The organism is Terriglobia bacterium, from assembly GCA_032252755.1.
Classification (GTDB): Bacteria; Acidobacteriota; Terriglobia; order Terriglobales; family Acidobacteriaceae; genus JAVUPY01.
The window spans coordinates 40,683-65,860 of record JAVUPY010000093.1; the positions used below are offsets into that span (position 1 = coordinate 40,683).

Annotated in this window: 21 protein-coding genes and 3 tRNA genes; 4 read left to right on the plus strand and 20 right to left on the minus strand. The window is 55.1% G+C overall.

Annotated features, from left to right (window positions below; all coding sequences use genetic code 11):
• Positions 1 to 14: 14 nt before the first annotated feature.
• The 9 genes from ROO76_22860 to ROO76_22900 all read right to left on the minus strand — a co-directional run bounded on the left by ROO76_22860 (position 15) and on the right by ROO76_22900 (position 9,354).
• Positions 15 to 893 carry a glycosyltransferase family A protein gene (locus tag ROO76_22860; GenBank protein ID MDT8071011.1) on the minus strand — a complete coding sequence of 293 codons (879 nt, stop codon included), beginning with the start codon at positions 891 to 893 and terminating at the stop codon, positions 15 to 17.
• 133 nt (positions 894 to 1,026) lie between these two features.
• Entirely contained in the window at positions 1,027 to 2,235 is a 1,209-nt protein-coding gene (locus ROO76_22865) for a DegT/DnrJ/EryC1/StrS family aminotransferase (GenBank protein ID MDT8071012.1), read from the minus strand.
• Positions 2,232 to 2,726: an acyltransferase gene (locus ROO76_22870; protein ID MDT8071013.1), complete on the minus strand. Its 495-nt coding sequence runs from the start codon at positions 2,724 to 2,726 to the stop codon at positions 2,232 to 2,234. Before ROO76_22870 ends, ROO76_22865 begins: the two co-directional genes overlap by 4 nt.
• Complete coding sequence (locus ROO76_22875) at positions 2,705 to 3,727, minus strand: Gfo/Idh/MocA family oxidoreductase (protein ID MDT8071014.1); 1,023 nt, start codon at positions 3,725 to 3,727, stop codon at positions 2,705 to 2,707. The genes ROO76_22870 and ROO76_22875 overlap by 22 nt, the downstream gene beginning before the upstream one ends.
• A gap of 75 nt (positions 3,728 to 3,802) precedes the next feature.
• Positions 3,803 to 4,783 (minus strand): sugar transferase, encoded by a 981-nt coding sequence (locus tag ROO76_22880; GenBank protein MDT8071015.1) that lies wholly within the window; start codon positions 4,781 to 4,783, stop codon positions 3,803 to 3,805.
• 218 nt (positions 4,784 to 5,001) lie between these two features.
• Positions 5,002 to 5,853, minus strand: a complete 852-nt coding sequence (locus ROO76_22885; GenBank protein ID MDT8071016.1) for a CpsD/CapB family tyrosine-protein kinase — start codon at positions 5,851 to 5,853, stop codon at positions 5,002 to 5,004.
• 34 nt (positions 5,854 to 5,887) lie between these two features.
• A complete protein-coding gene (locus ROO76_22890; protein ID MDT8071017.1) occupies positions 5,888 to 7,501 on the minus strand; it encodes a GNVR domain-containing protein in 1,614 nt (537 codons plus the stop codon).
• Between the two features lie 277 nt (positions 7,502 to 7,778).
• Complete coding sequence (locus ROO76_22895) at positions 7,779 to 8,390, minus strand: UpxY family transcription antiterminator (GenBank protein ID MDT8071018.1); 612 nt, start codon at positions 8,388 to 8,390, stop codon at positions 7,779 to 7,781.
• A gap of 781 nt (positions 8,391 to 9,171) precedes the next feature.
• A complete protein-coding gene (locus tag ROO76_22900) occupies positions 9,172 to 9,354 on the minus strand; it encodes a hypothetical protein (protein ID MDT8071019.1) in 183 nt (60 codons plus the stop codon).
• An 832-nt stretch (positions 9,355 to 10,186) separates the two neighbouring features.
• On the opposite strand from ROO76_22900, the gene ROO76_22905 reads away from it, so the two are divergent.
• Genes ROO76_22905 through ROO76_22915 form a run of 3 tightly spaced genes read left to right on the plus strand, consistent with a single transcriptional unit; the run spans position 10,187 to position 16,280 of the window.
• On the plus strand, positions 10,187 to 11,524 hold the full coding sequence (locus ROO76_22905; protein MDT8071020.1) for a TolC family protein: 1,338 nt from the start codon (positions 10,187 to 10,189) through the stop codon (positions 11,522 to 11,524).
• Positions 11,521 to 13,098 carry an efflux RND transporter periplasmic adaptor subunit gene (locus tag ROO76_22910; protein ID MDT8071021.1) on the plus strand — a complete coding sequence of 526 codons (1,578 nt, stop codon included), beginning with the start codon at positions 11,521 to 11,523 and terminating at the stop codon, positions 13,096 to 13,098. The genes ROO76_22905 and ROO76_22910 overlap by 4 nt, the downstream gene beginning before the upstream one ends.
• A complete protein-coding gene (locus ROO76_22915; protein MDT8071022.1) occupies positions 13,098 to 16,280 on the plus strand; it encodes a CusA/CzcA family heavy metal efflux RND transporter in 3,183 nt (1,060 codons plus the stop codon). The genes ROO76_22910 and ROO76_22915 overlap by 1 nt, the downstream gene beginning before the upstream one ends.
• A 50-nt stretch (positions 16,281 to 16,330) precedes the next feature.
• Here the strand turns inward: ROO76_22915 and ROO76_22920 are convergent, their stop codons facing one another.
• The 5 genes from ROO76_22920 to ROO76_22940 form a co-directional block, all read right to left on the minus strand.
• Positions 16,331 to 17,752, minus strand: coding sequence for a hypothetical protein (locus ROO76_22920; protein ID MDT8071023.1), 1,422 nt, complete (start codon positions 17,750 to 17,752; stop codon positions 16,331 to 16,333).
• 8 nt (positions 17,753 to 17,760) lie between these two features.
• Positions 17,761 to 19,623 carry a DUF3373 family protein gene (locus tag ROO76_22925; GenBank protein MDT8071024.1) on the minus strand — a complete coding sequence of 621 codons (1,863 nt, stop codon included), beginning with the start codon at positions 19,621 to 19,623 and terminating at the stop codon, positions 17,761 to 17,763.
• 15 nt (positions 19,624 to 19,638) lie between these two features.
• Entirely contained in the window at positions 19,639 to 19,989 is a 351-nt protein-coding gene (locus ROO76_22930; GenBank protein MDT8071025.1) for a cytochrome c, read from the minus strand.
• A gap of 259 nt (positions 19,990 to 20,248) precedes the next feature.
• Positions 20,249 to 20,953 carry a sigma factor-like helix-turn-helix DNA-binding protein gene (locus ROO76_22935; GenBank protein ID MDT8071026.1) on the minus strand — a complete coding sequence of 235 codons (705 nt, stop codon included), beginning with the start codon at positions 20,951 to 20,953 and terminating at the stop codon, positions 20,249 to 20,251.
• Complete coding sequence (locus ROO76_22940) at positions 20,950 to 21,234, minus strand: STAS domain-containing protein (GenBank protein ID MDT8071027.1); 285 nt, start codon at positions 21,232 to 21,234, stop codon at positions 20,950 to 20,952. Before ROO76_22940 ends, ROO76_22935 begins: the two co-directional genes overlap by 4 nt.
• A 463-nt stretch (positions 21,235 to 21,697) precedes the next feature.
• Here ROO76_22940 and ROO76_22945 point away from each other — a divergent pair, with 463 nt between their 5' ends.
• Positions 21,698 to 21,934: a hypothetical protein gene (locus ROO76_22945; protein ID MDT8071028.1), complete on the plus strand. Its 237-nt coding sequence runs from the start codon at positions 21,698 to 21,700 to the stop codon at positions 21,932 to 21,934.
• A 166-nt stretch (positions 21,935 to 22,100) separates the two neighbouring features.
• On the opposite strand, the gene ROO76_22950 is transcribed toward ROO76_22945, so the two are convergent.
• From ROO76_22950 to ROO76_22975, 6 genes are all read right to left on the minus strand, one after another.
• A tRNA-Cys gene (locus ROO76_22950) sits at positions 22,101 to 22,175 on the minus strand.
• Between the two features lie 38 nt (positions 22,176 to 22,213).
• Positions 22,214 to 22,288: transfer RNA gene (locus ROO76_22955), tRNA-Cys, on the minus strand.
• A 51-nt stretch (positions 22,289 to 22,339) separates the two neighbouring features.
• A tRNA-Gly gene (locus ROO76_22960) sits at positions 22,340 to 22,414 on the minus strand.
• Positions 22,415 to 22,567: 153 nt separating this feature from the next.
• Positions 22,568 to 23,266 carry an ABC transporter ATP-binding protein gene (locus ROO76_22965; protein MDT8071029.1) on the minus strand — a complete coding sequence of 233 codons (699 nt, stop codon included), beginning with the start codon at positions 23,264 to 23,266 and terminating at the stop codon, positions 22,568 to 22,570.
• Positions 23,267 to 23,378: 112 nt separating this feature from the next.
• Positions 23,379 to 24,359: a hypothetical protein gene (locus ROO76_22970; protein MDT8071030.1), complete on the minus strand. Its 981-nt coding sequence runs from the start codon at positions 24,357 to 24,359 to the stop codon at positions 23,379 to 23,381.
• Between the two features lie 318 nt (positions 24,360 to 24,677).
• A complete protein-coding gene (locus ROO76_22975; protein ID MDT8071031.1) occupies positions 24,678 to 25,091 on the minus strand; it encodes a response regulator in 414 nt (137 codons plus the stop codon).
• Between the last annotated feature and the right edge of the window lie 87 nt (positions 25,092 to 25,178).

Genomic DNA, 25,178 nt, shown 5'->3' on the forward strand with positions numbered 1-25,178 from the left:
ATACATCTCTCTTCTCAAAGTGCCGCAAAGGCCTTGGGAATGAATCTGACGAGCGTCCTTCTTAACCTCCGGGTATGTTCTAGCCTGATAAAAGTCGACATGTCTTGAGATATCGGCCTTTCCCGGCGGCTTGCAAAGGCCCAGAAATAACCGGCGCCTAGCAGAAATCCGCGTAAAACAAATGGCCTTCGCGTCATCTGATAAAGAGTCCTAAAGAGTTCCCAAAGCGGACCGTTCCCTAAGGCATAGTCCTTCATGCCAAGTTTGAATCGCGCAGAAAAACGATTGCGCTGCGCCGTACCGTGGTGGATGCACACTTTGTCAGTGAAAGCCCGAGTCCTCCATCCTTTCATTCTTGCAGTTATGAGGGCGACATAGTCGATGCCGCCCTCCTTGAGCGGAGTGTATCCACCGACTTCTTCGAAGCATTCCCGCCGAAACAGTTGGCACACTCCGGGGACATCGTCGGCACTCGAAAACATATAATCGTAAGCTTCGTTGGAACCTTCAATGTATGCCGTACCGACCAAACCCAGGCCGCTATCCTCTGCGAGCTTTTGAAGCAGAAATGCAAAAAAACCTTTGTCAAATGAAACATCGCCGTCGAGGCTACCGATCGCGTCGTATTTCATTCCTCGCACCTTGGCGTATCCCGCCTTGAAGGCGTACACCTTCCCTGCGAAATGCCGCTCCCGTCGCTCTGGCATCCGGATCAACTCAATCCAGGGGTTTTCTGAGGCATACTTGCCCACAATATCGTCTGTTCCATCGGTTGAACCGTCACTGACGATCACCCATTTGAGCGGCCGGACAGTTTGCGCCACCACCGATTTCATGGTCAGTTCGATGAATGGCCCCTCATCGCGTACTGGTGTGATTAGAACGTAACGCATGGGTAATGTTTACCGCTGTATTAGGCACCGCGGGGCGAGTCTTTGTAGGAGAGCCTCATGCAATGGCAGGAATTAGACCAGACATTGACACGCGAGTACCAGCGGGGCGCGTGTAAGATCCCACCTCGCTTGTCTACTCTGTCAGTTCCACTTGCGAAAAGCGAGCGACCTCTTCTGTGACCCTTGCCTGCTGGGCAGGCGTCAGTTGCGGAAACATTGGGAGGGACAGGATCTCCGCCGCGGTCCTTTCCGTAATTGGAAAATCACCTTCACAATAATTCAGGAATACGTACGCTTTTTGCAGATGGAGGGGAATCGGATAATGAATTCCCGTGCCGATTCCGGCCCGTCTCAATTGCTCCATTAGAGCTTGGCGATCCTCCACACGAATAACGTACAGGTGATACACGGACTTCGACCACGAAGGTTCATAGGGTGGATTGACACCACAATCTGCAGCGTTAAACAGCCGGCGGTACTCAGCGGCGCGGTCGCGACGCTGGAAGTTCCACGCTGCGAGACGATCCAGCTTCGCGCGCATGATGGCCGCCTGAATTGCGTCCAACCTGCCGTTATACCCTTCTACATCGTGGTAGTACTTCTTAACCCGCCCATGATCGCGTAGCATTTTCACCTTGAGTGCCAGATCTGCATCATTCGTTGTGACCGCCCCAGCTTCTCCGCACGCGCCGAGGTTTTTACCGGGATAGAAGCTGAAGGCTGCAGCACGGCCCATGGACCCGGCCTTCATCCACTGGTCCTTCTTGCAGGAGAAGTACTCTGCGCCATGCGCCTGGCAGGCATCTTCGATGACCATAAGGTTGTATCGCTCTGCTAACTCCAGCATCGGATCCATGTGGGCCATCTGACCGTAGAGATGCACTGGCACAATCGTCGACACCGGCTTTCGAGACCTCCGGCTGATCAGCCTGCCTGTATTGATGTCCAGCGTGCACTGATTCTCCAGATACTCCTGCAGCTTCGCTGGATCCATGTTGTAGGTCCGTTCGTCAATGTCCACGAACTCCGGATGGGCCCCGGCCTGAGTAATGGCCTCCGTAGTCGCGATGAATGTGTTCGGGACGGTGACGACGATCTCTCCGGGCCTCACACCAGAGGCGATTAAGGCGAAACGCAATGCGTCCGTGCCGCTGCTCACCCCAACACAGTATTTTGTTCCGCAGAACTTCGCATAATTCTCCTCGAACTCCTCAACCATAGCTCCGCCAACGAAGCTTGCAGTGCTGAGTGCTTTCCGAAACACCGCGATTAGGTCCTCTTCGAGTTCTTTGTGGGGAGTTATCAGATCAAGAAACGGAATTGGGTCGGTTGCTCTGTTCATGCTGTCCTCGATTGTTCTCCGATATATCGGAAAAGGCGGGCTGGGTTTCCGGCAACGATGGCATTAGGAGGAACGTCGCGAGTGACTACGCTTCCTGCCCCGACGATCGCATTTTCGCCAATCGTGATGTTCGATAAGATCGTGCTGCCGGATCCGATGGATGCTCCCCTTCTGACGAGAGTGCGCTCTACCTTCCAATCGGCTTCGGTCTGCAATACTCCCTCCGAAGTTGTTGCTCGTGGGTACGAGTCGTTTATGAACACGACGCTGTGCCCGATGAAGACATTGTCTTCAATCGTCACGCCTTCACAGATAAAGGTGTGGCTGGAAATCTTGCAGCGCTTTCCGATCCGGGCATTCTTCTGAACCTCGACGAAAGCACCGATCTTGGTTTCATCGCCGATTTCGCAGCCGTAGAGGTTGATGAACTTGGCCAAACGGACATCACGTCCGAGCTTGACGTCGGGAGCTATGCATAAGAAGGCATCCATAAATCCACCAGGGCTCCTCTCTGTTTGACAGATCTATCAGCAGCCTCGAGGATGCGAACAACACGTAGACCGGCTCCGCCATCGTTGATTGGCTTCTTATTGACGGCAAGGCAATCGATGAAGTAGGCGACCTCGCTGCTGAGTGCCTCAATATGTTCCAAGTGCGGTGCGAGCATGTCGCCCGTTCTGTATTTCACGAGCAACTTGTAGATACCCTCACGATCCTCTACATGCTCTACTCCCTTGTCGTAGATCCGAATTTTCTCGTCCGGTTCGATGTCGTCCCAAACGAGCATTTTCTTTTCGCCGCCAATTAGCGTTGTCCTCACTTTCACCGGTGAAAGCCAATTGACGTTGATATGCGCGATAACTTTGTTGGGGAAATAGAGCGTGATGAATGCAAGATCCTCGAGGCCGTTGAAGTGTTGCTCTGCCGTGGCGATTACCGCCTCAGGCTTATCTTTGAGGAGATAGTCAACAATGGATAAATCGTGAGGGGCCAAGTCCCAGATCACATTTACGTCATGCTGAAATAGTCCAAGATTTGCGCGCGTCGAATCGTAGTAGTAGAGCCTTCCGAGTGCTCCCGACTCGATGTAGTGATGAATCTTCTGAACGGCAGCTGTAAACAGAAACGTATGGTCCACCATTATCTGCAGGTGCTTCCGGTCCGCGATCTCGATCAATTCCTCCGCCTGCGCGGTGGTACTGGTAAAAGGCTTTTCGACAAAAACGTGCTTGCCGTTACATAGTGCCGATTTTGTGAGCTCGAAGTGCGTCCAAACTGGCGTAACTACTGCAACCGCATCGACATCCGACGAAGTGATCACTTCCTGTGGGTTCGTTGTGACCCGTATACTCGGAAATGCTTTGGTCGCCTTTTGCAGCGCAGTCGGACGTTGATCGCAGACCGTCACTACTCGCGCATCACTGCATCCTGAAAAATTTCTGACGATGTTGGGCCCCCAATAACCAAAGCCAATGACACCGACATTAATCATCGAGTATTCCTTTCAAGCGAGAACCGGGGCAGAAGTGGGTGAACTCGATTTTGCTGAAACAGGTCCGATGATCACCTAATAGGCGCCGCTGCCGCGAATGACGGCAAGGGGGGTGCGCCAGAGAATCTGCGCATCTAGCCAGAAGGAGGATGTTCGCGCGTACCGCAGGTCGAGCCTGACCATCTCGTCGAAGGTCGTCCTGCTCCGGCCGCTAACTTGCCAGAGTCCCGTAATTCCTGGCTTCGCCATAAGGAATCGCTTCCGGTGCCAGACGTCGTAGGCGTCTACCTCGTACGGGAGGGGCGGGCGTGGCCCGACCAGGGACATGTCTCCACGAAATACGTTCCAGAGTTGGGGCAACTCGTCAAGACTAGTCTTCCGAAGGAAGCTTCCGAGCGGCGTCACGCGAGGATCATGTGTGAGTTTGAAAACGCCACGATTGGATATCTCAGGGGATCCGGCAATAAGCTTGCGGACAAAATCCTTGTGTATTTGAGAGTCGTTTCCGTCACGCATCGACCGAAACTTGAGGAATGTGAAGGGGAGCCCGTATTGCCCAATGCGCTTCTGACGGAAGAGGACAGGCCCACGAGAAGTTAGCTTCACGGCAATTGCTATAAGGCACAGCAGAGGGGAAAGAAGAAGGAGGGCCAGAACGCTTCCCAGGATATCCAGGGTTCGTTTGCCCCTGCTGAAAATCCATCCCGCATCGCGCGGTCCTTTCCTCTGAGAGGCTGATGGATAATCGGTCGAAGCAGAGTCGGCATGATACTCCTGCGGACAGATATGGAATGTCACCGGGAGTTGGGACCGCGTAGCGGAATCGAATTGTTGCTGCAACGCCAACCTCACCTTGTTTTCAATCGGCACCAGTGCGTGCTCCGCATCCTGAGTCGACCCAAGCTCGGTAAAGATGACGCCCAAAACCGATTCCGCACTGTACCATCCCAAGTGGTCGGTCTCCCGCGCAATCGCCGCAAGGGAGCCAGCTACCTGCCGCAGAAATAGATCGCGGTCACCGTTCAGTCCAGCGGCCGCCAGAACACTCAATTTCATAAGTATGAAGGAGTGATGGGAGCGCTCCGTTCTCCGATGCTCTTGATCCAGCACTTCGGCGAAAGCCTCTGGAGACAAGATCCGGCGGGAACTAGAAGGGGATGGTGAAGAAACCTGTCTGGGGGAAAGGACTGGTAAACGGGAAACGATCTTTTTTCCCCCTGCTGGTGGCAGCAATGGAGTGATCGAAGTATTCATTTGTCCTCGAAGGAATACAACTACGCTTCCGGGGCTGGGTTGGGGGACCGGTAGTAACGTTTGTAATAGTCGTGCTCGGTCGGCTGAGAGTCGTTGAATACAACCCCAATTAACTTGGATGTATCGATCACTTCTAAACTGCGTTTCAGTAGCTCTCGTGGAGTGTGAGCGTTTCGGACGACGAGCAGTATGCCATCCGACTGCTGCGCCCAGAATCCGGCATCAGCCAACGGCAGCAGCGGCGGTGAGTCGATGAGAATCCAATCGAAAGCGGAGCTCAGAATTGCAAATATTCTTTGGAAGATTGCCGATTGCAGTAACGAGAGCGGATGCTCTTGTGATCGGCCAGCTGGGAGTACCCAGAGATGATTATTCCTCAGACGGTAACAACTCTTTTCTACGGTGCCTCCGTTGCTTAGGCACTCAGACAGTCCGGGACGGCCTGTGAGTCCAACCTTCTTCGCTAACGTGGGTTTATGGAGATCGCCCTCCAAAAGCAGAACTTTCAAATTCGTGTGCGTCGCGAGACTGATAGCCAGATTTGCTGCAACCAGGCTCTTGCCATCTTCGGGAACTGCGCTGGTTATGAGCACAGTATTGATCTTTCGGAGAAGCGACATCTGACGCAAGCGAGACTGTAACAACCTGAACTTCTCATTCCCCAATTCTTTTCCGTTATTCAGGGCAATCAGATGGTCTTCTGGGCGACATGCGGCTACGAATTCAGCAATGCTATCCCAACGCAAGAGCTCTTGCGTCTCACTTTCTTCTGGTTTTGTTGGTCCCTGAGCGGCCCCCTCGTACTTGAAAATATCGGCGGACAGACCACGTTCCCGATTCCACTGTCGGAGCGCATCGTAAACTCGGCTCATTTGACAGAACTCCTAGTTCCGATCAAGACGGTTCTTATCCAAAGTAAAAGCTGATCCCAACGGCAACGGCTGTTAGTACTCCCACGAACACGAAGGAGGATCTCTGGAATCGGAGCAGAATTCTGTTCCGTGTTTCTTGTTCCACTGTAAAGAGCGGTGGGATCTCGACGATCACGGGGACTTCAACAACGTCATTCACCTCGTCTCTCAAGTAGACAACGTTGTGGAGAACGCCATTTGTAACCAGGAACATCACACCACAGACGATGCCGGCTAATAGCCCGACCAATGCGATCTTTAGCCGATTGGGTGAATAAGGCTTTTGCGGAAGGTTAGCAGGATCAATTACCCGGAATTGTTCCCCTTGTTGGCGTCTCTCAAGAGTTGTAGCCATCGAGGACTGATCACGCTTGGCCAACAGTTGTTCGTAATTCTTACGTGATTGGTCGTAATCTCTTGTTAAGTCTGCCAGTTGCTGTTCCCGGAGAGGTGTCGTATTTAGGCGACCCTGGTAGGACTCAATCTGGTGTTCCAGATCCCTTATGCTGCGTTCCCGATTGTCGATCTCCGCCCGATTCGCTTTCAGTTCGCTCTCAACGTTCAGTCGCGGCGACATTGCCTGTAGCTCAGCTAAGCTTCCTACCGCGGGCATTTCGGTGCTCGCCGCCGATTTGGCTGCCTCGGCGACCTGAGCGTCACGTTGTTGTTTTAATTGGAGTGTTTTAGCCAATTGTGTTCGCGTCTTCTGAACATCAGGATGCTCTTCGCTGTACTTCGAAGTTAGTTCAGTGAGCTGATTCCGGAGTCGCTCTATCTCTTGATCCAGTGTCAGGGGAGATGCCATCACCGTAGACGGATTCGCCCTGATGCCGGCTTCTACCGAACGCAGTTGCGATAGCATCGATTCCAAGTAGACCTTTTGCTGCTTGGCATGAGCCAAGGCTTCCATTTCCTGCTGTAGTCGTGTTTGCAGTCCACTGAGGATCTGAACATTAGATTGGGTCTGACCAGGCAATTCCCCTAAGTAGCGGCTCTTAAACTCTCGTACTCGTACTTCTTGTGCCCCGAGACTCTGGCGGGCTTGCTCCAGTTCGCTCTCAAGAAAGGCCGTAGTGTTTTCTGAGCGCTCCTGCCGAACTCGCAGGTTTTCGTTAATGAACAATGAGCTCAGTTGAGATGTTACTGATTGTGCAGTTTGTGGACTTATCGAGAGATAAGCAATTTTAAAGGCGGTGAGATCTCGGGCTCGACTTGAATCTCGTACCAGCTCAATCTGAATGTCTTTTCGCATCCGATCGACCAGTTCGTCCTCGGTGAGGCGAGTGCGCTCTTTGGAGTAAAGGTCAAACTGGTTAATAACGCTTATCAGGCGTGTGCGGCTCAGGATCTGCTGTGTCATACTTTGCAATCTCTGTTGCAGATCGTCGGCTATATTTGAAACTACATACTGATCCGGTACTTTCTGCTGCTCAACGAGAATTAGCGTCTCAGAGCGATAAGTGGCCGGAAGCAGCCAGCTTGCGCTCCACACCGCAAGAAACACGCTGAATGCCGGCAAGACGAACCACCATTTGTGGTGCTGTAAGAGTCTCCAATAACGTTGCCAGCTAATCCGCTGTTCTTCTAGTTCGGTGGATTCTTCGTGCATTTCAACCCAATCCTCAGAGGGAGCACACCGTAATATCTACTAATGACTCGCCGGCAGGTGGCGGATCCAAGCACGATGCGACCAAAGCCAGTAGGCAACCCGATACATCCACAGTGCTTGGAGACCGGAGTAACAAAGGATCACTCGAACTGGTTTTTTGCTGCTGGGTTGCGATCGAAGACCGAAGCGATGTCTTTGTAGACGTGTGATCCTCGTCGGCATGAATGTGTCATCGTGCGAGAATGCTGTGGTCGTCATAAAGACAGCGAAGGCCAATTCAACCCTGATGCCGGCCGGTCGAGCGAATCGGCGATATGTCGGAGACATCCACTTCTACTGCTATTGATTGCATTATCAAATCGACAGAAATCACGACCCGAAATTGGCCATGCCAGCGCTTCAGGATTCCGACTAAGCCCTGCAACGGACCGTTCCGAATTTCCACGTGCGTGCCGACTTTCAGGTAAGGGAAGGGCTGGGCAATTACGCCTCCGCGAAGCGCGTTCCGTAACCGTTCAATTTCCTCTAAAGGGAGCGGCGTCGGGACACCATGCGAGCCGACGATATAACCGACTCCTGGCACTTGAAGTACTCTTGATCTCTCTGAAGGGGAGATGCGCACGAATACATAGCTGGGGAATAGCGGAAGCTGCACTTTATGCCGACCATTTTTCCAGCGGTGGGTCGCCTCGTAAACCGGTAGAAATCGCTCTACGCAACGCTCTTCGAGCTGCTTAGCGATGCTTTTTTCGTGACGTGTCTGTACGTATGCCGCAAACCATTGCGGAACTCCGCTCTCAGTCGCGGGGTAAATTGGACCTGGAGCCAATAATGACGATGACGAACCGGCTCCGATATCAGTGGTATTTAAGACGCTTTCTCCAAGCATGGCTCCGCCAACTCAGTTCGTTGTGGAAATTATGTCTAACGTACTAAAAACAGAAGACTTAGATCCAGCTAATGCGCCTTTCCTTTGGGCGCCGATCTAGGGGCACACTCAAGTTCATCCTGCGAATCTGAGAAAAAAAGTTTTGTTATCTGGTGATTGTTGCGATTCGCATGATTGGAAAATCCAATGGCCGCTTGCGCCGCAAAACCGTCACTTTGGGCGCGAACAACGCGCCCGAAACCCTGCATTTCGGAAACCCTCGCTCCTTTGCGGATCGGAGGAACGGAAAACCTCAACCAGACGTCGCTGCCTTCGACAACTCTCTCTTGAGTCAGAATAAAAACGCCGTGGGTGCTGATGTCACGAGAGGTGCCATTCCCTTTCGAAAAGGCATTGTTACTTCCCCAATAGAAAGTTATTGGAAGGGAAACACGAAACCGCTGGACGCTTCGATGCTCCACCGTAGTTTCTCTCTAGGTCACTGCGTGGATGGGCGCGAGATTACCCCGCGAGTGCAGTCTCCGCAAGACCAACAAAGTTAGCGGCCCAGAGGTGCCACAATGGGGTGCAATCTGGGGCCTGGGTGGTCTCCGGCCGAACCCCACTTCGCAATCTCCCAGGGAGTAGTGTCTACCTCGATGTGCCCACGAAAGTACCCTGCGATCCGACGCGAGACTCGCACCCGTCCACAGTTCGTCTGTTCGCGTGTTCCATACAACTCCGTGCACGCCACTGAATTCACGCGTCAGTCGTCGCACGTTGCCTCTGGCATCGAGGATCGCTACGCGGCCACGATCGTCGCCGTACAAAGGATGGTCGATGCGAAGCTGGCGGGCAGGACCTTGATTGCGACGTCGCGCTCCAACCGCGTATCGCGCGCACGATACACCTCACCCATGCCGCCCGCGCCGAGTGGCGACACAATTTCATAGGGGTCCAGTCGAGATCCGTTAGAAAGGCCCAATCCCCCACTCCGGAGAAGAGTGAACGAATTCTACTTGAAAGGAGAGAGTGGAGACGAGCCAAAACGTACCACGATGAAGGTACCGCCAGCAGCACAAACGGCATGAGGAGCTTCGCTTACCTGCTCTGGGAAGGCCAGGAGATCAGGGCGAGCCAAGTGCCCCTTCGGGAATCACTGGCACATTCGGGCACAACAGGGAGAAGTGGCGTAAACGGAGGCGTCGTCGGCTGTAACAAAAGGGGCGCTCCGGCGCCCTTCTAACCTGTTGAATCTGCGTGCTCGCGATATGTCGTTTCCGCTGTTACAAAATCTGTGGGTAACCGTCAGGGCAGTGCTGGACCAGCAAGTTTTATCCTGACATGTGATCCTCATCACTGGCACCTGAGATGTGAGTGCAGTAGAGTGCATGTGTGCATCGTTGGTCTTCATTGATTGTCGCTCTGGTGATGCTGGTGGCATTAGCCACGCCTCTTCTTGCGTGCGTGGCTCCCGGGAGCACCTTCGCGATGCAGTCATGTTCCAAGTGCTGCGAACACATGAGTGGGATGGATCATTCCTCACAGTCCATGTCTTCCTGCTGCAAGGCGGGCACACAGCCTACCAGTTTCAGTGTCCTGCTGAACGACGGGCAACCCATCACTCAGCCCCAGTTGGCGTTCGTTTCGCTCGCATCCGAGCCGATTCCGTCCTCTCGTTTCTTTATTGCTGCTCATCAATCCAGCCTCGGCATGCCCTCGCCGCCCGATGTAACCATTCTGAGGATCTAGAACTCTCCGTCGCACAACTGTGCCCGGGCGTATCAACGTCCACGACTTAGCTGACGGAGAGATCTATGAAATTCGTGTATGTATTGCTCGCACTATGTCTGTGCGGGCTGAGGGCCCATGCCCAGGAGTCACTCCTCGCTGCGGAAACGTTACTGCCAAAGCAGCAGATGGTTGAGGATTCATCGCCGCCTCTGACACTCGACGAGGTCGAACAGAAGGCGATGATCGGCAATCCCGAGATCAGGGTCGCGGTGCGACAGCTCGCCGTCGTACAAACGCGGGTGTCCACGGCAGGGGCACTCGAAGATCCTTCCTTTATGTACCGCGCTTGGGGTGTCCCCTTACGGCAGCCCTGGAACTACAACGCGGCACAGAACATGTTCATGGTGGGCCAAACCTTTCCGTGGCCTGGCAAACGCGACCTCCGTACCAACATCGCTCAGTCCGATGCAGATGTCGCCAAGGCCGCACTCGAGAACACGAGGCTTCAAGTACGCATCGCTGTCCGAAAAGCCTTCTACGATCTATTGCGCACGCAAGACGAGATGCGGATCCACGACGAGCACGTCGCAATCGCCAGGCAGGCGGTTGAGGCGGCCAAGATCAAATACACCGTAGGCAATGTCCCGCAGCAGGACATCCTGAAAGCTCAGGTCGCGCTGACCCGCCTTGCGGAACACCTTATTCACTTTGAACAGGACGCCGATGTCGCCCGTTCGAAGCTAAACACACTGATGGGCCGTGATCCGGCTTTGCCCATTCGGGTTGCGGGCGATTACCGGATCCCGGCTCGATTTCCCGGAACGGAAGACCTGGAGAAATTGGCCCTGCAATCGCGGCCTGACCTGGCGCAGGCGCGGGCGATGATCCACAAGAGCGAACAAGAACAAAAGTTGGCTGCCAGAACCTTCCAGCCGGATGTGACCGTAGCAGGCGGATACATGCTGATGCCGCGCGGCTCTGAGCAACGCAACAGCTACATGCTGGAAGGCTCAATCAATCTTCCCTGGCTGAATCATCGCAAGCACGACGCGGAAATTGAAGAGGCCAGGGCGAAGGTCAGCGAACAAGAGGCTGAGTACGAAGCCCTGCAGAGCACCGCTTTTGGGCAGATACAGGAGGCGATGTCACAAGCCAGAGCGTCCAAACGACTCGCGGATGTTTATCAGAGCGCGTTGAAGCCACAAGCGGAAGCAACTTTGCGCTCGACCTTGATCGCCTACGAGAACAACCACACCGATTTCCTCAACCTGCTGGATAGTCAGACCGCAGTAATCGATATCGATCTTGCTTATTACCAGGCGCTGGCCGATTTCGAAGCGCGATTCTCTGACTTGGAACTTGCCGTGGGCGCCCCCATCAACAGAAACACTCAGGCGAAGGCGCCGGAGGTGACCAAATGAAAGATCATACTTTCAAGAACGCATTCATTCTTGCTGTCATTGTCTGCCTGGCGCTCGGTGGCGGCTTGGCTTACGTCCTGTGGCAACAGCGCAGTTCTGTTCATGAAGAGACCGGCATCGTCGCGGCGAAGGGGCCTGACGCCCCCATGCAGATGCCCAGGAAGGCAGATCGATCCGACGGTTCGCCGACAGTAGCACCACTCTCTCCCGTGCAGCTGTCGCCGCAGCGTCTGCAGGCGATCGGCGTAACTACAGCCGTTGCCGTGATGAAAACGGTCACGAACGATCTGCGCGTGCCCGGCAACGTTGATGTGAATGAGCGCCGGATATCATATCTCCAAACGCGCTTCCCGGGCTGGATCCAGAAGGTGTTCGCCAATGCAAGCTACGAGTATGTACGCAAGGGCCAGCCGATGTTCACCATTTACAGTCCGGAACTGTTAAGCACGGAACAGGAGTACCTGCTGGCAAAGAAGAATCAAAAGACGTTCAACAACGACGGGCATGGTATGGCGGCAAAAGAAGGCGAGTGGTTGCTGAGCGCAGCCGCGGACCGGCTTGCCCAGTTTGGAGTGCCGGCGAGCGAGGTTCAGAGGCTGGAAAAGACCGGAACCGTGCAGCACGACATCACGATCGATTCCCCCATGTCGGGTTACATAACAGAGTTAAACGCACTTCCCAACCAGTACACCGAAGCCGGAACAAAGCTGTATACCATCGCCGACCTCTCTTCCGTTTGGGTATACGCGAATGTGTTTCAGAACGATATTGGCCAACTGAAACCGGGCACGCCAGCCCAGGTAACCGTGGACGCGTATCCAGGACGCATATTCCATGGCCGAATTGACCAGATTCTCCCGCAGGTCGACCCGGCAACGCGAACCGTCCGAGTGCGCTTCGTCTTCAGTAACCCCAAGCTGGCGCTGAAGCCTGGAATGTTCGTGAACGTCAGCATGTCTATTCCACTCGGACGAAAGCTCGTGATCCCAGCTTCTGGCGCGTTGCAATCGGGAACCCGCGAGATTGCGTTCATCGATCACGGAAACGGCTATCTTGAACCGCGTGAAATCGAACTCGGTCCGCGGCTTGACGACCACGTCGTCGTTCTTAAAGGCTTGCAGGCCGGCGACAAGATTGTGAGTTCCGCGAACTTCCTGGTCGATTCAGAGGCGCAACTTCAGGCGGCGATTGGCTCGTTTGCTCCTCCCCCGGCCAGTGCGGCCGGCTCGGCTTCGGCGAATTCTCCGGCCGGGCAGGTCGCTCTCGACTTCAGCAGCACACCTTCACCGCCTCAACGCGGCAGCAACACTCTCCGGGTGAAGCTGACTGGCGCAGGGAACAAACCTGTGACCGGCGCGCAGGTGACCGTCACCTTTTACATGCCCGCGATGCCCGCCATGGGCATGGCGGCAATCAAGAAGACGGCAACGCTCCCGGATCGCGGAAATGGCACCTATGAAGGTCTGCTGGACCTTCCCAGCGGCGGCTCATATCAGGTGACGGTATCCGCGACGCGTGGTGGTCAAACCATAGCCGGCATGCAGCTCAGCGTGACTGCGACGGGAGGTATGTGATGATCTCCCGAATCATTGAATGGTGCGAACGCAATCGTTTCCTCGTACTGACGGGCACCGCATTTCTCGTCATCGCCGGCGTCTGGTGCCTGCATCGCATTCCGCTGGACGCGCTTCCCGATATCAGCGACGTGCAGGTAGTTATTCATACCGAATGGGCAGGCGAGCCGCCGAACGTGATCGAAGACCAGGTGACGTATCCGCTCGTCACGACGCTGCTTGCGGCTCCGCATGTGAAAGCCGTCCGTGCGCAGACCATGTTCGGCGATTCCTACGTGTTTGTAGTCTTTGAAGATGGTACGGACCTCTATTGGGCGCGGTCGCGCGTGACCGAATACCTGCAGCAGATCGCCGGACGCTTGCCGCCCAATGTGCATCCTGCGATTGGCCCGGACGCGACAGGTGCCGGCTGGGTGTATCAGTACGCCATCGTGGACACAAGTCATACCAAGAGCCTGGCCGACTTGCGTGCGCTCCAGGACTGGTACGTGCGTTATCAACTGGAGACAGTTCCGGGTGTCGCCGAGGTTGCAACCATCGGTGGATATGTGAAGCAGTACCAGGTGAAGCTCGATCCCAACAAGCTGTTTTCTTACGGCATTCCCATCTCGACCGTAATTGACCGCGTGCGCGACAGCACGAATGAAGTTGGCGGAAGCGTGCTGGAGATGAGCGGTGCCGAGTACATGGTGCGCGGCCTCGGATATTTGCGCTCGCTCGATGATCTGCGAAACATCCCGGTGGCGACAAAGAACGGCACACCCGTGTTGGTCCGCGATCTCGGAACGGTAGAGTTCGGTCCGGATATTCGGCGCGGCGCCGTGGATTGGCAAGGCGAAGGCGAAACCGTCGGCGGAATCGTCGTCATGCGGTACGGAATGAATGCTCTCGACGTGATCAACGGGGTCAAAGCCAAACTGCACGAGATCGGCCCGTCCTTGCCGCCCGGCGTTGAGATCGTCACGGGTTACGACCGCTCGGGCCTGATCAACGAATCCATCAAGACTTTGAAGCGCGATCTGATCGAAGAAGCCATCATCGTCAGCTTCGTATCTCTCGCGTTCCTGTTTCACTTTCGTTCCGCGCTTGTTCCTATCATCACGTTGCCGATTGCGGTGCTCGCGGCATTTATCCCGATGTACTACCTGCACGTGAGCTCCAACATCATGTCCCTCGGAGGACTGGCTCTCGCAATAGGTGTGCTCATCGACGCCGCCATCGTAATGGTGGAGAACGGGTATAAGCATCTGGCAGAGCGTCACGAACTCGCCCCCGGAGAGGTACTGACCGAAAGCAAGCGAAGAGCCATACTTCTGAGAGCGGCCAAGCAAGTCGGTCCGGCGCTCTTCTATTCACTGATCATCATTCTCGTTTCGTTCCTCCCCGTCTTCCTGCTGGAAGCGCAGGAAGGGCGCATGTTCCGACCGCTAGCGTGGACGAAGACGATGGCACTCGTATTTTCCTCGCTGCTTTCGATCACTCTCGTGCCGATGTTGATGCCGATCTTCATCCGCGGGCGCCTGAGGCCCGAGTCTGAGAATCCCTTTGCACGTGCTACGCACGCCATCTATCTGCCAGTGCTGCGCTGGTGCTTGCGGCATTGGAAACTGGTAATCGCCATAAATCTGATATTCCTGGCGGCAAGCATTCCCCTCTATTTCAAGCTGGGTAGCCAGTTCATGCCCCCGCTGTACGAAGGCTCATCTCTCTACATGCCGAGCGCATTGCCCGGTATATCCATCACCCAGGCGGCCGCGCTCATGCAGGAGCAGGACCGGATTATTCGCTCGTTCCCAGAGGTCTCCACCGTGCTGGGTGCGGTGGGTAGATCCGACAGCGCCACCGACAACGCACCGCTCGATATGTACGACACGACGATCATGCTGAAACCCCGTGAACAGTGGCGAAAGGGCATGACCTACGAAAAGCTCATCCAGGAGATGGATGCCAAGCTGCAATTCCCGGGCCTTACGAACACGTGGACTATGCCGGTGGCTAACCGTCTCGATATGGAGATGACCGGGATCAAGACTCCACTGGGAATGAAAATCCAGGGTCCAGACCTCGACAAGATTCAGGAGATCGGGGCCAGTATCCAAAAAATTCTCTCCACGATGTCGACGACCAGTTCGGTGTTTGCCGAGCGTGTATCGCAAGGCTTCTATTTGAACGTGGAGGTCGATCGTGCTGAAGCCGCACGCTATGGGCTCACGGTCGGCGACGTGCAGCGAGTAATCACCTCAGGAGTTGGCGGCGCCGATATCGCCGAGAACGTGGAAGGCAGGCAGCGATTCCCAATTAGCGTTCGCTACGACCGCGATTTCCGCGACAATCCAGGGGCAATCGGTCGAATCCTGATCGGCACGCCGACCGGTGCTCAGATCCCCATCAACCAGGTGGCAAGGGTATTCTTCTCGAGTGGCCCGGCGATGATTCGCGACGAAGATGGTGCGCTCACCGGATACGTGTATCTCGACCTGAAGACGAACGACTACGGCGGGTACGTGAAGCAGGCCGACAAACTCTTGCAGGAACAGCTGGTTCTCCCCGCCGGTTATACCTACAAGTGGGCTGGTGAGTACGAATTCGAATTGCGCGCCAAAGAACGATTGAAGTTCATTCTGCCAATCGTATTCTTCGTGATCTTCGTGCTGCTATACATGATCTTCAAATCGGCTGCGGAAGCCGCCGTGCTGATCTTCCCGACCCTCTACGCCATGTCGGGCGGACTGATTCTGCAATGGATACTCGGTTATAACTTTAGCGTGGCAGTGTGGGTGGGCTACATCGCTCTCTTCGGGATCGCGGTAGAAACTGGCGTGGTCATGGTCGTCTACCTCCACGAAGCGCTACAGCATCGAGTTGCCGCCGGGAGAATGCTGACCGAGGAGGACGTCGAGGAAGCGACAATTGAAGGCGCAGTACAGAGGTTGCGCCCGAAACTGATGACCGTCACCGCCGTGATCCTCAGCCTCGCGCCGATCCTGTGGGAGTCCGGCATCGGTTCCGACGTCATGAAACCGATCGCAACCCCGATTGTCGGCGGCATGATCACCTCGACGATTCACGTGCTGATCCTAGTCCCGGTGTTCTTCTTTCTGATGAAGCGGAGGGCGTTGCGGGAGGCTGGAGCTCATTCTCATGCATACGTAGGTAAGGCAATAGATGCTCATCAGGAGTGAGTGCAACGAAATGGCCTCCGAGCGCAGTTCGGAGGCCATTGGCGGCCAGCTTACATCAATCCTTTCTTGGAATGTGAGGAGATGAGTTCAACGAGTGGATCTTCTTTGTAGCCGAGCGCCTTCCAATCCATGCGTCCACCGGGAGCGTGACAATCAAGACACCCGAGCGCTTTCTCCTTAGGCTGCACTCCATGAAAGATTCCCATGTAACGGCTGGTTTCAACCCAAGTGTACTTTGCGTCGTCCACACCGTAGGTGTCTTTTGCGGCGAGTTTGACCGCATCGTCGATCTTCCCTGATGGGAAGACATCTTCGACGACGATTGGAATGATCCAGTTGCGGCCATCGAGCATCGGCAGTTTCGCCCGGTGCAACTTGAACGCATAAATCCGCGCATTGGGATCTTTGTGTGATCCTTGCGGAATCATCATTCCCACGGTGCCGTCCGGCAGTCGTTTCACTGATTCCCCGAGCAACTGTTCACGCGTATTGCCGTCGAACCATGCGTACACCGGCTGAACGTTTTTCACCAGTTTGATATCAGCGCTGTACTTGTCTGCCTCGGCGTTATAAACGACGTGGGACCAATCGCGATACATATCGGTGGGCTCATCCCGCGCGAACTCGGGGATGTGACACACCGTGCAATTCACGCGCGCAGTGTGGATGTTCAGGACCGTTGCCTTGTGTGGCGCGGTTCCGTGACACTCGCGTGTCTCGCAACTCAGCGGACTGCCGGGTGAATCTGTACCCGACAGATCGGTACCGCGCCCCCTCACGCGATGATCCTGGCCGGCGTGGCAGGTTATGCACTGCATATTCTTGCCTGCCGATGCCATGTGCACGTCGTAATCCCGATCGGGATCATTCAGCTTGTACTCAAGATCGCCACGCTTGTAATTCGGTCCGCCTCCCGAGGATGAATGGCAGCGCAGACACATGAGCCTTGTGGGCAGGGAAATGCGTTTCGCCACGGAATCGAGCCCCGCCTCGTTCTGCCACAGGATCGGTTTCCATTCGAATCCGCCCTTGCCATTGGGATACAGATCGCGACGGTAACCGGAAGCGTGACACATCAGGCAGTCTATGTTCTCGAGTTGTTCCTGCGAGACCTGTTCAGAAGGCAATTTGCCCAGTCCCGCATGGCATGCGGAACAGCCCTTGGTGATCACTTCGCCCCGCGAGTTACGTACGATGCCAATCCAATTAGCCTTGGGATTAGTGCAAAAATCATTCACGGTGTTCATCTTGCCAAGCTTCCGGCCTTTGGCATTGACGATGTTGGGAGCGTCACCGAGCCACTGATAATGCTGGGAGTGTAGAAAAGTGGACGCCTCTTTTTCGTGGCACCCGAGGCATGTCTTGGTTCCCTCGTAATGCTCGAAATAAGAGGCGTGCGAATACTTGGGCGGCTCCGAAGCGAAGCAGCCCAAGCCAGTCAGGAGGAGAAGAATTGCGGTAACCCTATGCACGGAATCTCCTAAAACCTTGTAGTCAAGCCGAGCGACAGCATGGACGCCCGATCATAGGTGGGAAAGCCCAGCACAGGTGTCGAATCCAATGCCTTCGGAGCACCAATGTGCCAGCCTGATCCCGAGTAATCGTAGAAGTACTTGATGTAATCTACTTTCAAAATGAATCGACTCTTGATGCGATGAGTGAGGTAGGTTTCGTACACGTTGCCGCGAGTGTTAGTCTTCGGAGAAATAATGTCGTCCTGGGCCTGTGCGAAATTGAACCAGTACTTCGAGCCGTGATTGAACTCGAAACCGAATTTCGTGCGGCCATCGTTCTGCGGCAGGCTGTAACGGGCGCCAACGTAAATCATGGCGCCGTCGTGATTCACGGGAGTCTCGAACGGATCGGATCCGAGTCCTCCGAATGGGGTGGTTACCAGGTTCGGACGCAATCCGCTGTAATTGCCACTGACGAAGGCGTCAACCGGACCAAAGCGATGTGTAAAGTTCAAGCCAATCAGGTTGATGTCTCCCAAGTTGGCTGACGGTGTGTAGCGCATGATTACCGGCGCACTGATCGGATCGCCTGTAATGGGGTTATTCGGGAGAACAGTCAACCCGGTAAAGCCATCGGTGACATTGAACGCACGAGCTACAGTCAACTGCAGGAAGGTTGATTCCGAGTCATAAAGATCGAAGTTGCCCCCCAGGAAAGTCGCGTTCTTGAGGCGATCCTGCGGTAGCTCGAGAATGTCGCCATTGCCGAATCCGGATTGATATCCCACGCCGTAGCAGATGCGCAGCTCGGTGTGGTCGTTCACCCGATAACCCGCCGTAATACCATCGAACTGGAAATCGATCAGCGCACCCGAAGGCGTGCCGCCACGGGGTTCGTCCTCGCGATAGTTCATCGGAGGACCACCGGTCGATGGCCGGCGGCCGATCGACAGGTACAGACCCGTGTGCGCGATTTTGCTCCAGGTGAAGAAGGCCCTCTCGACGCGAAGCATGTCGGAATTAGGCACAGTCACCGTGTTCCCATCGATGCTGAGACTGTTCGCCTGGCCATCGAAAATCTGGACGCCGCTTGAGTCACCCCAGGCCTTGTACATGCTCAGGCGAGCTGTAACGCTCAGATTATCCGCAATTTTTGAATCGAGCTTCAACCGTAGCCGATTCGTGTAAAGGATGCTGGTGTCGTTTTGGTACCTGGGGACATATGTCGCCCCCTGAAGGTAATTCATCAGAGAGGAAACCTGCTGCTGCGGCATGTTTCCTACCGCCTGCTTCAGGTCATTGAATGTGAGCTGATTGGTGTAGGCCTGGTAAGCGCTGTAGTTTCGATTTATCAAGGTGTCCAACATGCTTGCGTACTGCTGCGGCGTGTAATTCGACATGATGCTCTGATCGAACGGCATGCCCAATCCGCCCGCTGATGTTGGAGTAGCGGCAAAAAGCGTCTTGACCATCAGGTTCTGGAGCCTCATGCCATCGTAGTAGCTGGGTATGTTTCCCCAGATGCTGTGGGCCTCGAAGCGATAATCGCCGCTGAAGCGCACTTTACTGAGAGCGGCATCACGTTCGCGCGTCAGCATCCGGCGCTCGAGGTCTCTTACCGAATTAGTGAGCTCTTCGGTAGAAGATGCCGCTTTTGCCGCGGTAGTGTCGATCTGAGCCTGTTGTGTCGCCTGCGGCTGCTGTTGTTGTTTCGATTGCTCCTGGGCGTCCAATCGAGCCTTCAGGTCAGCAACCATCTTCTGCAGTTGTTCAATTTCCTGTTGTTGCCGGGTCACGATGTCCGGCGGGGTCGAGCCTGATTCCTGCGCAAACAGCATCGTTGCCCCGCAGACGCAGAGTAGGAGGAAAACAGTGATGATCCGTCTCATCCAGCGAGGGCTCCTTTAACCGCAGGTTTGCGGCTGTTCGGAGTCCGCCGCGTGATCGACGCAGAATTTATGAATGCTCTTGATTTGCTCCGGGGTGAGCAGTTCAAAAAGCTTTTTCCCGGTGTTTGGAACAACGGCTTCCTTGTGGCTTGGTATAAGCTTCGTATCGAAAAACTTGTCCCACTGATCGCCGATCAGCGACATCGGGCTGAACTCGCCGTTCGGTGATCCCTTGTCGTGGCAGACACGACAATTCTGTTTGTAGAGAGCTTTGCCGTCCGGAGGTTTCTGTCCGGCAAGGCAAGGCAGAGTCACCGCGAAGAAGAGAGCAATCGCGGCTGCAACTGTGAAGCTGAAACTTCGCATTTATTAAGTCCTCGTATGATTTAAGTCAATTTCCCAAACTTGTCTCATGGTGCGTGTTCCACTCGGACGTCGACGTGTTCGTTCTGGTCATTGCTCTTACTCGGATACCAGACCCATCCACACCGCGAACAAGTGGCATTGGCATCAAGGCTTCGTTTGGAGATTGATTCACTACAATGCGGACAACATCGCATCCACATAACTTTCACCTCGAGTCGAGCCTGTCTCTTTATTGCCCGACTCTTACATCTCAATTTCTTCAGCAGGCCCCAATCTCATGTTGCGCTGGAGAGTTATCCGTACTTTTCAGCCAGTCGTCACTGCCGCCCATTACGGCAGCCATGCTTCGCAAAGCAGTCGAGACACTCATTACGAGTGTGTGACGTGCTGCTGCCAGGAGGTTTTTGACGACCCCCGGTGATTGACCCAGGAGGACAGATGTTCCATTCACCCGAAAACCCAGGATGTCGTGTAAGACGAACGCTATCCGGAGATCGTCAGGAAGCGATTGCAGTTGCAGCCGCAGCATTCGCCGGAAGGAATCGGGCGCGACACCATCGGCCTCAATCTGGTGCGGGCGCACCGTAGATAAAAAGAGTTCAAGCACTTCGCCAGGCTCCCCATCACCGCACCATTCTTCAGCCATCGGCTCATATGCCGTTGAGTCGGCGTCCAGAAAGGGCTCGCGACGCTCAACCATATGTTGGAGGGCCCTGTTTACCACAAGATTCCTTGCCCAGGAGGAGAAGCGGGCAGGGTCTTTCACTTCGCCGAGCTTGTCCACTGCAGCACAGACAGAGTCCCGCACCATCTCCAGGGCGTCACCCGTGCCTCCCAGCAGGAGGCATGCGGTTTCGTACATCTCTTCCAGTTCACCGTCGAACAGCTGCACAGTCGCGACGTGGTTCCCCCTGGCAGCCTGAGACAGCAATCGTGCAGTTACCGTTACATCGTTCACCATCATCGCTTGCCCACCTCACGCAGGCTCACTTCGTCGATAATCGATTTCATGAGGGGATCCGCTGCTACGAGCACAACACCATACCTGGACATCTCAGCAAGTAACCTGCTGCCGGCCTCGTCGATAGAGGTGACGTGCTCGAGGTCCACCACGACGTTGGGACAGGTTTGGGTTGCTTCGTCGTAGCAACGTCGCAGTCCATCGAACCATGCTTCCGACAGTCGACCTTCCAAACGGAATGTCGTTTGGCCTTTTTCGTTCCGTATATTGATTCTTTGGAGCACGCAGGCATAAGTGCAGTCGGCTTGCCAAAACCGAAGTGCATGCGCTCAGGTCAGATAAGTGTTGAGAAAAGAGGGGATCGGCAAGGATGTGCGCCAGTTAGCGGGGGACAGCTCGCGGTGAGAATTGCCAAATGATCGGCACTGTGCCATCCGCTGGGCAGAGGAGAGTCCACGTTACAGAATGGCACGATGGTGGCACCGCCTACATATCGACGCGAGAGATGCCCAGCTTCCTCATTCGAGCCTGGAGCGTTGTCCGTTTCATGCCAAGCCGTGACGCTGGGCTCGCGGACCAGCAAGTCCGCGATTTCCTTGCGCACGCCTTCGGCTTCGAACTGTCTGAAGATCAGAGGCTTTTTTCCCCGTAAGACCCTTTCAGCGACACTGCCCTGAAATGCAAAAAACCAAATCTTCCCGAATCAAGCCGCAGCTTTTGGGGAAGTCCAACCCATGGACGCGAACCATGTCGCCATTGGGCGAGGCCGTGTGGCTCGTGGCCGTCACGTGCATCCGCCCGGAGGAGCTGGCCTTCAAATGGTCGGATCTCGACGTGGAGAAGTGCCAGCTGTGGATTCGACGTGCGGTGAATCGCAGCAAGCTTCACACGCCGAAGTATCACCGCGCCAACCGTCCGATTCAGCTTACGCCGGGAGATGTGAAGCGCCCTGCTGAAGCTGAAGAAGTGGATGAAGGCAGGTGATGACGACTGGATGTTTCCGCACAGCCGTAAGACAGGCCTGATCTGCCACGAGCAGATTAAATGGGCAAGAAGGTTCAGCCCGTCGCATGCGAACTCGGCCTTCCGGAACTGGCAGCCAAACGCCAGCCAGTAATCGAAAGTGGATTATGTAAGTGCTTGAAAAGGTTGGAGGCGCGGGGCGGAATCGAACCGCCGAATAAAGGTTTTGCAGACCTCTGCCTTACCACTTGGCTACCGCGCCGTTTGGAGGGCAGCTTCTTTGCATTATATAAGCTTTTGTGGAGGCGCGGACCGGAGTCGAACCGGTGATGGAGGTTTTGCAGACCTCTGCCTTACCAACTTGGCTACCGCGCCTTGATCGCGCAAGACAAAGAAAATGGCCGAAAACTCGGCCACTGGATTCTCTGGAGCGGGAGACGGGATTTGAACCCGCGACTTCGACCTTGGCAAGGTCGCACTCTACCGCTGAGTTACTCCCGCTCGGTATCATTTATAGTAGCAACCCAGCTAAGAGGGGTCAACTTTGCCCGGATTCGCACTTCAGGCGATCACCCCACAAAACAGAATCAACCGTACCACGGCAGAGTCGTTGCGAGAGGTCTTTGGTCCGCGCTGATCCCCGAAAATTCGTGGTCAAGGTTTCCACTGTGGATCTAGCGATGGATCCACGAGCTCGCCGTCCCGCATATGCAGGATGCGGTCGCCGAATTTCGCGGCCTCGGGGTTGTGCGTGATCATCAGCACGGTTTGCCCAAGGTCCTTGTTCGATTGCCGAAGCATGGCTAGCACCGCCTCGGAGTTCTTCGTATCGAGATTGCCGGTCGGTTCGTCCGCCAGTACGATCGAGGGTTTATTAATGAGCGCTCGTGCCAGTGCCACGCGCTGCTGCTCGCCGCCGCTCAGTTCCGACGGTCGATGATCGAGACGCTTGGCAATGCCCAGCAATTCCGTTATTCGAGTAAAGAACGCAGCATCGTCGTTCGCGTGCTCGCCTGCGATATCACGAGCGATTTCAATGTTGTCGCGAGCTGTAAGCGTTGGCAGCAGGTTGAATTTCTGGAACACGAAACCGATCTTCTGCTTACGCAGCTTGGTCCGCTCGGCATCGCTGAGCTGCGCAAAATCGGCGCCCCCCACGATCACGCGCCCTGCGTCCGCTCGCGTGAGCCCGCCCAACATGTAAAAGAGCGTCGATTTGCCGCTCCCAGACGGCCCGACTATGCTGATGAACTCGCTCGGTTCGGCCGAAAATGACACACCTCGGACGGCGGGAACATCGACCTTCCCAATCTTGTAAGTCTTGTAGACGTTCTCGACGACAATTGGCAGCATGTGAACATAACAGTCTACACGATGCGTTTTCGGCACCTGTGCGACTCCACGGCAGAGCTGCTCAATTAAGAAAGGCGCATCTCCCGATGCGCCTTCGACGAAGCCTCGCTGCTTACCAGGCAATCAGCCGCATCTTGTCGATCCAGGTCTGGTAGTCGGTCATGGTGCTGTTTCCATCCATCTGGAAAGCCGTATTCAACTCGTACGCACTCGCGCTCTTCGGATAGTAGGACCGGTTGATATAGCTCTTCTTCCCATTCAGTGTGACCGCGATGAACAGTGCTTTGCCTCCCACTGTGCGCTGGAATTCCAGCACAAGATGGTTCCACGTGTAAGCCTGCGGCGTGCTGCACGGAATCCCCGTTTTTACCCAAACGTGATTGGCCGTGTCCCACACGTCCCAATCCTTGTGGTCTTTGTAGTCGCATTGGGTTCCAAAGATGTACTTCTGCCCGTTCAGAGACTGGTTGACATCGAACTCCAATGCCTGCGAAGCCGAGGGATTCTTCAGGTAGAAGTAGAGATCGTAAACGAAGTTCCGCACCGAGCTGTTGCCGCCCAACTGCCGCCACCACAGCGCCGACGAGTACGGGTTCGATCCACCCAGAAAGAACGTTGCCGATTTGCCATCCAGGGAAGGGCTGCTCTGGTCAATGGCCATCGAATAGTCAGCGCTCGGTCCATTGCCACCTTGTCCAGCGCAAGCGTCACAAGAGGACCATCCGGTCATCTGATCAATGTTGTTGTAATAGGTGGCATTCGACGGGATTGTTGTCGAGGTGCTGGTAACCTTGATGGTTAGCGCTTGTTTCTGAACATAGCCCGTCGAATCCCATGACTGCACAACGACGTAGTGACTGCCCGTCGACGCGGATATATAGGTGTCCACCTTCGCGGCGTTGACCTTGTACTTGAGAACGTTGTCGAAATAAACCGCCATCGCTGTAATGGTATGAGTAGAACTGCTGCTTGCAACCACATGAACGGGTGAACCAACGCTTGATCCTGTGCTGGGTGATGAAACGGTGACGCTGGCAAATGACGCACACGCCAGCGTGATGATTGCGAACACAACACGAAGTGCAGTTCTCACGACTGTTCTCCGGCGGGGGAATGTGCCGACCTTCCTGAGACTATCTGCTCGGCGCAAAAGTATGCAGCCGCAATTCGGCCTAGTGAACTCCGGGTTCTGCCCTTATTTCCCATCCGGCAAACTACTTAACCCCGAACTAAACAAGAGAAGCGCAGTGCCGCAGGACGCCATGGAATACAAGGAGATAGTCACATTTTCCCGAGCCAGGTGATGTGGCTTGGGAGCTTGCCCAATGCAGGAGGGTGAAACCGGGCCTTGCACAGGCATCAGGGCTTTTACCGAGGCGCTTTGGGGATATTCGCTGCGACTGAGATTGGCTTACGAAGCAGCGCTCATGTCGCCGGACTCCGGCAAAGCACGCTTTGGTCCGCGCTTCTTGATCAGCAGAACGCGAATGCGCTCCAGCAATTCGGCCGGAGAATACATGCCCTTGGGAAGGAAGACATCGGCGACGGTGTCGCGCTCGTAGCCTTTTACCGTGCCGGAAAAGAGAATCGCCGGCGTCATCGGTGACTGCTTCTTGACCCGAGCGATCAGTTCCGCGCCATCGAGTCCCGGCATAACAAGGTCGCTGAGGATCAGGTCGATGCCACCCTGGTGGAAAATCCGCAGTGCTTCCTCCGCGTTCGTGCAGGTCACGACACGATAGCCACGCGTCTCCAGCATCACTTTTCGTATGGAGAGCGACTGCTCGTTATCGTCGACACAGAGGATCGTACGTTTAGGCTTCATCGATTTTCCTGAACTTGCCGGACGCACGCGGTGGGTTCGTGGCGTAGTTATTTGTGCGAACTGCATAGTAGCCAGAGAATCGTACTC

Coding starts and splice junctions, on each gene's coding strand:
- ROO76_22875 (MDT8071014.1), bottom strand. CDS start 3,727: ATGATTAATGTCGGTGTCATTGGCTTTGGTTATTGGGGGCCCAACATC.
- ROO76_22860 (MDT8071011.1), bottom strand. CDS start 893: ATGCGTTACGTTCTAATCACACCAGTACGCGATGAGGGGCCATTCATC.
- ROO76_22885 (MDT8071016.1), bottom strand. CDS start 5,853: ATGAGCCGAGTTTACGATGCGCTCCGACAGTGGAATCGGGAACGTGGT.
- ROO76_22915 (MDT8071022.1), top strand. CDS start 13,098: ATGATCTCCCGAATCATTGAATGGTGCGAACGCAATCGTTTCCTCGTA.
- ROO76_22945 (MDT8071028.1), top strand. CDS start 21,698: ATGTCGCCATTGGGCGAGGCCGTGTGGCTCGTGGCCGTCACGTGCATC.
- ROO76_22965 (MDT8071029.1), bottom strand. CDS start 23,266: ATGCTGCCAATTGTCGTCGAGAACGTCTACAAGACTTACAAGATTGGG.
- ROO76_22895 (MDT8071018.1), bottom strand. CDS start 8,390: ATGCTTGGAGAAAGCGTCTTAAATACCACTGATATCGGAGCCGGTTCG.
- ROO76_22930 (MDT8071025.1), bottom strand. CDS start 19,989: ATGCGAAGTTTCAGCTTCACAGTTGCAGCCGCGATTGCTCTCTTCTTC.
- ROO76_22975 (MDT8071031.1), bottom strand. CDS start 25,091: ATGAAGCCTAAACGTACGATCCTCTGTGTCGACGATAACGAGCAGTCG.
- ROO76_22910 (MDT8071021.1), top strand. CDS start 11,521: ATGAAAGATCATACTTTCAAGAACGCATTCATTCTTGCTGTCATTGTC.
- ROO76_22880 (MDT8071015.1), bottom strand. CDS start 4,783: ATGAAATTGAGTGTTCTGGCGGCCGCTGGACTGAACGGTGACCGCGAT.
- ROO76_22870 (MDT8071013.1), bottom strand. CDS start 2,726: ATGGATGCCTTCTTATGCATAGCTCCCGACGTCAAGCTCGGACGTGAT.
- ROO76_22925 (MDT8071024.1), bottom strand. CDS start 19,623: ATGAGACGGATCATCACTGTTTTCCTCCTACTCTGCGTCTGCGGGGCA.
- ROO76_22905 (MDT8071020.1), top strand. CDS start 10,187: ATGAAATTCGTGTATGTATTGCTCGCACTATGTCTGTGCGGGCTGAGG.
- ROO76_22890 (MDT8071017.1), bottom strand. CDS start 7,501: ATGCACGAAGAATCCACCGAACTAGAAGAACAGCGGATTAGCTGGCAA.
- ROO76_22935 (MDT8071026.1), bottom strand. CDS start 20,953: ATGATGGTGAACGATGTAACGGTAACTGCACGATTGCTGTCTCAGGCT.
- ROO76_22865 (MDT8071012.1), bottom strand. CDS start 2,235: ATGAACAGAGCAACCGACCCAATTCCGTTTCTTGATCTGATAACTCCC.